Below are 7821 nucleotides of genomic sequence, written 5' to 3' on the forward strand. Positions count from 1 at the left end.
CACGTCGTCGGCGAGGTTCATGCGCTGGGTGTGGATTTCGAGGATACGGCGACGGCCCTCCGCGTCCGGGTTGGGCACTTCGATGAGGCGGTCGAAGCGACCGGGGCGGAGGATGGCGCGGTCGAGCATGTCGAAGCGGTTGGTGGCCGCGATGATGCGGATTTCGCCGCGGTCCTCGAAGCCGTCCATCTCCGAGAGCAACTGCATCATCGTCCGCTGGACTTCGGCGTCGCCCGACGTCTTCGAGTCGGTGCGCTTCGACGCGATGGCGTCGATTTCGTCGATGAAGAGGACCGCTGGCTCGTGGTCACGTGCGACTTGGAATAGGTCGCGGACGAGTTTCGCACCCACGCCGATGAACTTGTGGACCAGTTCAGATCCGGCCATCTTGATGAACGTGGCGTCGGTCTGGTTGGCGACGGCCTTGGCTAGCATCGTCTTCCCGGTACCTGGCGGACCGTAGAGGAGCACGCCGCTCGGCGGATCGATACCGACCTCTTCGAACATCTCGGGGTGTTCGAGCGGCATCTCGACGGTCTCCCGAACCTCGTTCATCTGCTCTTCGAGTCCGCCGATGTCGGCGTAGGTGACCTCGGGGCTCTTCGTGACCTGCATCACGCGAGCGCGCACGTCAGTCTCGTCGTCGAGCGTTTTCACGATAGAGAGGGAGTTGTTCACGGCGACACGCGCGTCGGGGTCGAGGTCCTCGCGCATTTCCTCGGTCACTTCGGTGACCGCTTCCTGGTTGTTGCCGTGTTGTTTGATGATGACGCCCTCGTCGGTAATCTCCTGTACCGTGGCGACGAACAGCGGTGACTGTTTCAGCTTCTTGTTCTCGTGGGTGAGCCGTTCGAGTTTCTGCTGATACTTGTTGTTCTCTGCGTTCGCGTCGAGAAGCTTGTCCCGCATTTCCTCGTTCTGGGATTCGAGGACATCGAGACGCTCTTGGAGAGCCTCTATTTGTTCCTGTTGTGACGTACTCTCCTCGTCGTATGGGAGTTCTACGTCATCCACAGTATCGGTCATCAGTTCCGGATAAGAGCCTGCATCTTAAGAGGCTTCGGGTGAACGACCTGTTGGTACACACGGACCATCCCAGCATTTTAATTCCTGAAGGTAATAAAAACGAATGGGAAATATTATTACGCTGTATCCGAAATGGATGATTGATGAGTGCCCCAGAGCTATCACGAACGACCGATACTCGGCTTCAGGACGTGGATTCAACCGCCACCATCCGCGATCTCCCTCCGAGCGCAAAGTTAGTCGCAAAGGTGCTGGAATACAACGAGACGATGACCCAAAGCGAACTCGCGGACGAGACGCTACTGCCCCCGCGAACCGTTCGCTACGCCCTGACTCGTCTCGAAGACGAAGACCTCGTGGATTCGCGGTTTTCGTTCTCCGACGCCCGCAAGCGCCTCTACACGCTCGACCTCTAACTCCCCGACCCACCTGAGGGTTTATATCTCATGGCGCGGCCAACGGTAGCCACTCGTGACACGACCATACCATACGCCTCTCGATCGGCTGACGCCGCTCACTCGATTCACTCCCTCCACTTCCCTCACTCGCTCCACTCACCCCATATCCACCACTTCCCCCGTTCCCTTCACTTCCTCTGTTTTGCTCACTTCGCCGTTTACAACGGTAGCTATCTTCCCAATTCCCGCTTCCGTTGCTCCACGGTCACACCATCGCGTCGGGCGTGATCTCCGGGTGTTCGCGGACGAACGACACCAGATTCCCGACGTACGACCCGAACGCCGGACAGCGAACCGGTTCGTCGATCGTTTCGAGCGCGGCCAGCGTGTTCTCACAGGCATAGCTCGTCGGTTGGTCGAAGTAATCGAGCGTTGCCGGTTCGATACCCAACTCCGGCAGGCTGGAAAGCACCCGTTTCAGGGCGCTCTTCGGAACCGGCACCCGGACGACCCGTTTCCCCGTCGCCCGTCCGAAGACTCGAAGCATCTCGTCCACCGTGAGGGGATTCGGATCACAGAGCTGGTACACCTCTCCGACCGATTCGTCCAGTCTGCTCAGTTCGTCGATCGCATCGACCACGAAGTTCCGTGGGACGACGTTGACCTCGTACGTCGCCGGGTTTCCGAGGGTCGGGGCGATGGCCACCGAGGGTTGACGCAGAAGCCACCGAAGCAGGTAGTACGGTCCGTCGTACTTCTGTGTCTCGCCGGTTTCGCTACTCCCGACGACGATTCCCGGGCGGTAAATCGTCGCGGGCAACCCGTTGGCCATCCGCTCCTGTACTGCCACCTCGGCGAGATACTTCGTCGTCTCGTAGTAGTTGTTGAACTGCTGGCCCTCCACGAGGTGGTCCTCCGTGAAGGTCCCGTCGTAGCGCCCGTTCACGTAACAGGTGCTCACGTACTGGAACCGCCGGAGGTCTCCACAACCGTCCGCGAAATCGAGGACGTTTTTCGTCCCGTCGACGTTGACGACCATTCCGACCTCCCGACTCACGGCGAGGTCGTACACGGCCGCGAGATGGTAGACGGCGTCGGTATCGGTTTGCAACGGACCCATCTCTTCGCCGAGACCGAGGTCCGATTCGGTGATGTCCCCCGCGAGGAGTTCGATGCCTTCCGACTCGTCCCCCGTAGACTCACGCTCGATTTCCCGCGCCCGTTGCTCGGCTTTCTGCCGGTATTTCGGCTGTACGAGGCAGGTGACCGAACGTCCACGGGCGACCAGTCGTTCCGTCAGCGCCGACCCGAGAAATCCCGGAAATCCGGTGAGAAAGACGGTCGTCTCGGACATCTATCGACGCTCCTCAAATGCCTTGAACGCACGCATCACGCCCGTCATCGCTCGTGTGTACCACTCCGTCGGAATCCGTCGCGGTGGCGCGAGCGAGGCGAACCGCTGTTCGGCGACCGTTTGTGCTTCCGTGTACTTGAGAATTCCCTCGCGGCCGTGACGGCGACCGACGCCCGAAGCCTTCATGCCGCCCATCGGTGCGTCGACCGACGCCCACGTCGCGTGATACGGGTCGTTGATCCCTACCGTCCCACAGTCGATTTGCCGGGCGACGTTCCATCCTCGCTCGGAATAGGTCGTCCAGACGCTCGCGTTCAGACCGTGTTCGGAGTCGTTGGCGAGTCGAATCGCCTCCGCCGCATCCGAGAACCGGGTGACGGAGACGACCGGCCCGAACGTCTCCTCGCGGGCGATAACCATCCCGTCCGTCACCTCCTCCAAAATCGTTGGCTCGAAGAAGTACGGCCCGAGGTCCGGCCGCGCGTTTCCGCCCGTCACGACCGTCGCTCCCTTCTCCACGGCGTCCTCGACGTGTGCCCGTACTTTCTCGAACTGCGCTTCGGAAACGAGCGATCCGACTTCGATCTCGTAGTCGAGCGACGGGGCCATCGTGAGGTTCCGGGTTCGTTCCGCGAATCGACGCAGGAACGCGTCGTACACGCCGTCCTGCACGTACAGTCGCTCGAAGGAGAGACAGAGCTGTCCGGCGTTCGTGAAACAGCCACGAATCGCGCCCTCGACCGCTTCGCTCACGTCCGCATCGTCGAGAACGAGCATGGGATTCTTTCCCCCGAGTTCCAGCGAGCACTTCACGAGGTTCTCTCCTGCGCGCTTCGCCACCGTCCGGCCCGTCTCGGTGCTGCCGGTGAACCCCACGAAATCCACGCCGTCGATGAGCGCCGGGCCGACCTCGCCCCCACGACCGGTCACTACCTGGAAGACCGTCTCCGGCACTCCAGCCTCCCGAAGCAGTTTCGTGGCGAACAGTGCAGTAAACGGCGTCTCCTCTGCCGGTTTCAGAACGACCGAATTTCCGGCCAACAGCGCGGGAATCGCATCCGAGACGGCGAGCGTGAGCGGGTAGTTCCACGGTGCGATGATCCCGACGACGCCGACGGGAGTCCGATACTCCTTCGTCTTCGTCGCGAGTGGAATCGCTCCATCTCGCCGACGTGGCCGCAGGAAGTCCGCCCCACGGTTCGCGTAGTACCGGGCGTTGGTCGCCACGTCGAGGACTTCCTCGAAGGAATGTTGTCGCGCTTTTCCGCTTTCCAACCCCATCACGTCGAGCAGTTCGTCCTGCCTGTCGAGCACGAGGTCGTGAAACCGGGACAGAAGGCTCGCCCGTCGTTCGACCGACCACGACGACCACTCGCGTTGGGCCGCCCGCGCACTCGAAACCGCCTTGGAAACGTCCCGCTCGGTCGCCGCCGGAACGCTGCCGATTTGTTCGCCGGTGAACGGGAAGTGGACGGGGATCGAATCGTCGGAACCGCTGTCAGCGACGGCGACCGTTCCGTCGAGGTCGGCGAGCAGGTCGGCTCGAATGTGAGCCGTCTGAAACGTCATGCACCTCTCAACGCGACCGTCACGGAAACAATTTATGAGAAGGGAACCTACCGAAAGCAATGACACGGGTGATTCACACGGGCGACACTCACATCGGGTATCGCCAGTACCATTCGCCCGAGCGACGGGACGATTTTCTTGCCGCCTTCGATAGGGTCGTCGAGGACGCCATCGAGGACGACGTCGACGCCGTGGTCCACGCTGGTGACCTGTTTCACGACCGCCGACCGGGACTCATCGACCTCCACGGGACGATTTCCGTTCTCCGGAAACTCCGTCGGGCGGACATCCCGTTTCTCGCAATCGTCGGGAACCACGAGAGCACGCACGGCCAACAGTGGCTCGACCTCTTCGAAACGCTCGGGCTTGCGACACGCCTCGGGCCGTCCCCGGTCCTCGTCGGCGACACCGCCTTCTACGGCTTGGACCACGTTCCGCTCTCGAAACGCGACGAACTCGAATACGAGTTCGACGAACACGACGCGGATGCCGCCGCACTCGTCGCCCACGGCCTGTTTCAGCCGTTCGAGTTCGGCAACTGGGACGCGGAGGAAGTGCTGACCGAGGCGTCCATCGAGTTCGATGCGATGTTGCTCGGTGACAACCACAAACCACAACGGGAGGAGGTCGCCGACGCGTGGGTCACCTACTGCGGTTCGACCGAGCGCGCCAGCGCGAGCGAGCGCGACGACCGGGGCTACAACATCGTCCACTTTTCCGACGACGTGACCATCACCCGGCGCGGCATTCAGACTCGCGATTTCGTGTATGTCTCGGTGACGCTCGGCGAGGACGATGGTATCGACCGCGTGCGTGACGCGATTCGGGAGTACGACGTGGAAGATTCGGTCGTCCTGATATCCATCGAGGGCGAAGGGAAGGACGTTACGCCCGCCCGCGTGGAGGAGTTCGCGCTGGAGGCGGGGGCGCTCGTCGCCCGTATCACCGACCGGCGGGAGATCGAAGCCGAAGCCGACGAACTGTCGGTTTCGTTCGCCGACCCGGACGACGCTGTGCGCCAGCGCGTCCGTGAGATGGGACTCAGCGAGGCCGCACACGAACTGGACGAACTCGTTCGCGCGAGCAAAGTCGCGGATTCGAACGTCCGGGCGGCCGTCGAGGATCACGTTTCGACCCGCATCGCGGACGATGTCGAGGCGTTCGAACCGATGGAAGGCGAAGGATCGGAATCGACGGACGAGGAATCCGAGACGGATGGATCCGATATTTCCGGTTCGGTGAGTTCGGATCCCGAAGACGGAACGGCTGTCGCGGTGGAATCAGCCGCTGATTCCCCGACCGACGACGGGTTCGAAGCAGGGTCGCAGGATTCGGCCGAAGGATCGATCGCAGAATCTCAGCCCGTGGAATCCACCGCGGATGGGGAAAGTACGGCCGACACGGAGAGTACGGCCGAAACGGAAAGCACGGACGATACGGCGAGCGCTGACGAAACAGGGAGCACGGACGATACGGCGAGCGCTGACGACACCGGTGACGCCGAAGCCGAGGCTGACGCCGCCGACGGAACCGACGGGCAGGTTTCGATGGAGGACTACCTGTGAAGTTCGAACGCGTTCGACTGTCGAACTTCAAATGCTACGAGGATGCCGACCTCACGCTCGATGCCGGAATCACGGTCATCCACGGTCTCAACGGGAGCGGCAAATCCTCCCTGCTCGAAGCGTGCTTCTTCGCGCTGTACGGCGCGCGAGCGCTCGACAGAACGCTCGAAGACGTCGTCACCATCGGTGCGGAGGACGCGGAAGTCGAACTCTGGTTCCAGCACGCTGGCGGGAACTACCACATCCACCGCCGAATCCGTGCGACGGGGGAGAACGCTCAGACCGCGAAATGCGTGCTCGAAACCCCCGACGCGACGTTCGACGGTGCCCGCGACGTCCGCAACCACATCGTCGGCCTGTTCCGGATGGACGCGGAGGCGTTCGTCAACTGTGCCTACGTCCGACAGGGAGAGGTGAACAAACTCATCAACGCGACGCCGTCACAGCGACAGGACATGATCGACGACCTCCTCCAACTCGGGAAACTGGAGGAGTACCGGGAGCGTGCGAGCGACGCCCGCCTCGGGGTGAAAAGCGTCCTCGACGATCGGAGCGGGAGTCTGTCGGAACTCGAATCCCAGATCGAGGGAAAGGAGGAGAAAAACCTCCACGAACTGCTGAACGACCTCGAATCGAAGCGCAACGAGATGGAGTCGGAGATCGAGCGGTTCGAAGGGAACCGCGACGAGGCGCGGAAAACGCTCGAAGGAGCACGGGAGACGCTCGAAACGTCCGAGGAAAAACGGGAAGAACTGGAATCTATTTCCGAGGATATCGAAACCCTGCGGGACGAAATCGCCGAGACGGAAGGGAAACGCGAGAACTGCCGAACGCAGGCGAGCGAGGTTCGGGAGAAGATCTCGGAGTTGGAATCGAACGTCGACGAACTGCTCGGCGAGACGACGCTCGAAACGGCCGACGAGGACGTGCTCGACGAGCGTTTGGCGGAACTCGATTCCGAGGACGAATCCGTCGCGGAGGAGTTGGAAGACCGGCGCATGAAGACCCAGATGTTCGACAATCAGGCGTCGAACCTCGGGGAACGAGCCAACGAACTCGAATCACGAGCGGACGAAAAGGGCCAGCGAGCGGAGCGACTCGACGCGGAAGTCGAGGAGACGACCGAACAACTCGAAACCAGCCGCGAGCAACTGACCGAACTGGACGAGGAGATCGAATCGTACCGGAAGCGGTTCACGGATTCCCCGATAGAGTTCGGCGAGGCGAAGGACCACCTCGAATCGCTTCGCTCGGACCTCACGGACTGCCGTGAGGAAGAGACCGACGTTCGGGCGAAACTGCAAACCGCGAAGGAGCGAGTCGCGGAAGCCGAACGTCTCCTCGATGCCGGGAAATGTCCGGAGTGTGGGCAACCCGTGGAGGAATCTCCGCACGTCGATACCGTGGACGAGGACCGATCCAGAGTAGCGGAACTGGAAGGGAAAGTGGAGTCGCTCCGGGAAACGCGCACGGAACTGGAGACGAGAATCGAGCGTGCGGAGGAACTCGTTACCGCCGAGAACCGCGTCCGAGAGCGCCAGAGCAACCGAAAGAACGTCGAACAGTTGGTCGAAAACCGGGAGGAAACCGTCGAGGAAAAGCGCGAAGAGGCCGAGAAGCTTCGGGAGGAAGCCGAAACGCTCCGTTCGGACGCGGAGGAACGCCGTTCGGACGTGGACGAACTCGAAGCGAAGGCGGCGACCCATCGAGAGGAAGCCGAAACGCTCGAAGCGAAGCGCGAGGCAATAGCCGAGCGCGAGGCGCGAATCGAGCGGATCCAAACCATTCAGGGGAAGATATCGGACGCGGAATCGGAGCTCGAACGGCTTGTGGAAACACGAAACCATCTGGAGGAACTCAACGATCAGCGCCGCGAGAGCCTCTCGGACAAACGGACGCGGCAGTCGGA

At 61.8% G+C, this 7821-nt stretch carries 6 protein-coding genes; 3 read left to right on the forward strand and 3 right to left on the reverse strand.

Annotation, left to right across the window (positions count from 1 at the left end; all coding sequences use genetic code 11):
- The coding region (locus tag WBV42_RS01075; RefSeq protein ID WP_423984401.1) for a proteasome-activating nucleotidase at window positions 1–1026 on the reverse strand (1026 nt) is incomplete at its 3' end.
- A 143-nt stretch (window positions 1027–1169) separates the two neighbouring features.
- On the opposite strand from WBV42_RS01075, the gene WBV42_RS01080 reads away from it, so the two are divergent.
- Entirely contained in the window at window positions 1170–1442 is a 273-nt protein-coding gene (locus WBV42_RS01080; RefSeq protein ID WP_066146395.1) for a MarR family transcriptional regulator, read from the forward strand.
- Window positions 1443–1689: 247 nt separating this feature from the next.
- On the opposite strand, the gene WBV42_RS01085 is transcribed toward WBV42_RS01080, so the two are convergent.
- Both WBV42_RS01085 and WBV42_RS01090 read right to left on the reverse strand, forming a co-directional pair.
- Window positions 1690–2778 (reverse strand): SDR family oxidoreductase, encoded by a 1089-nt coding sequence (locus WBV42_RS01085; protein ID WP_423984402.1) that lies wholly within the window; start codon window positions 2776–2778, stop codon window positions 1690–1692.
- Complete coding sequence (locus WBV42_RS01090) at window positions 2779–4347, reverse strand: succinic semialdehyde dehydrogenase (protein ID WP_423984403.1); 1569 nt, start codon at window positions 4345–4347, stop codon at window positions 2779–2781. It abuts the gene before it with no gap.
- Window positions 4348–4406: 59 nt separating this feature from the next.
- On the opposite strand from WBV42_RS01090, the gene mre11 reads away from it, so the two are divergent.
- Window positions 4407–5912, forward strand: a complete 1506-nt coding sequence (gene mre11, locus WBV42_RS01095; RefSeq protein ID WP_423984404.1) for a DNA double-strand break repair protein Mre11 — start codon at window positions 4407–4409, stop codon at window positions 5910–5912.
- Window positions 5909–7821, forward strand: a 1913-nt coding sequence (locus WBV42_RS01100; protein WP_423984405.1) for an AAA family ATPase, incomplete at its 3' end; no start/stop codon positions are given. The genes mre11 and WBV42_RS01100, both read left to right, overlap by 4 nt.

Origin of the sequence: Haladaptatus sp. (assembly GCF_049589095.1) — an archaeon.
Classification (GTDB): Archaea; Halobacteriota; Halobacteria; order Halobacteriales; family Haladaptataceae; genus Haladaptatus.

What these genes read in the sequence shown, in the direction of transcription:
- mre11 (WP_423984404.1), top strand. Translation starts at nt 4,407, where the DNA reads ATGACACGGGTGATTCACACGGGCGACACTCACATCGGGTATCGCCAG.
- WBV42_RS01090 (WP_423984403.1), bottom strand. Translation starts at nt 4,347, where the DNA reads ATGACGTTTCAGACGGCTCACATTCGAGCCGACCTGCTCGCCGACCTC.
- WBV42_RS01080 (WP_066146395.1), top strand. Translation starts at nt 1,170, where the DNA reads ATGAGTGCCCCAGAGCTATCACGAACGACCGATACTCGGCTTCAGGAC.
- WBV42_RS01085 (WP_423984402.1), bottom strand. Translation starts at nt 2,778, where the DNA reads ATGTCCGAGACGACCGTCTTTCTCACCGGATTTCCGGGATTTCTCGGG.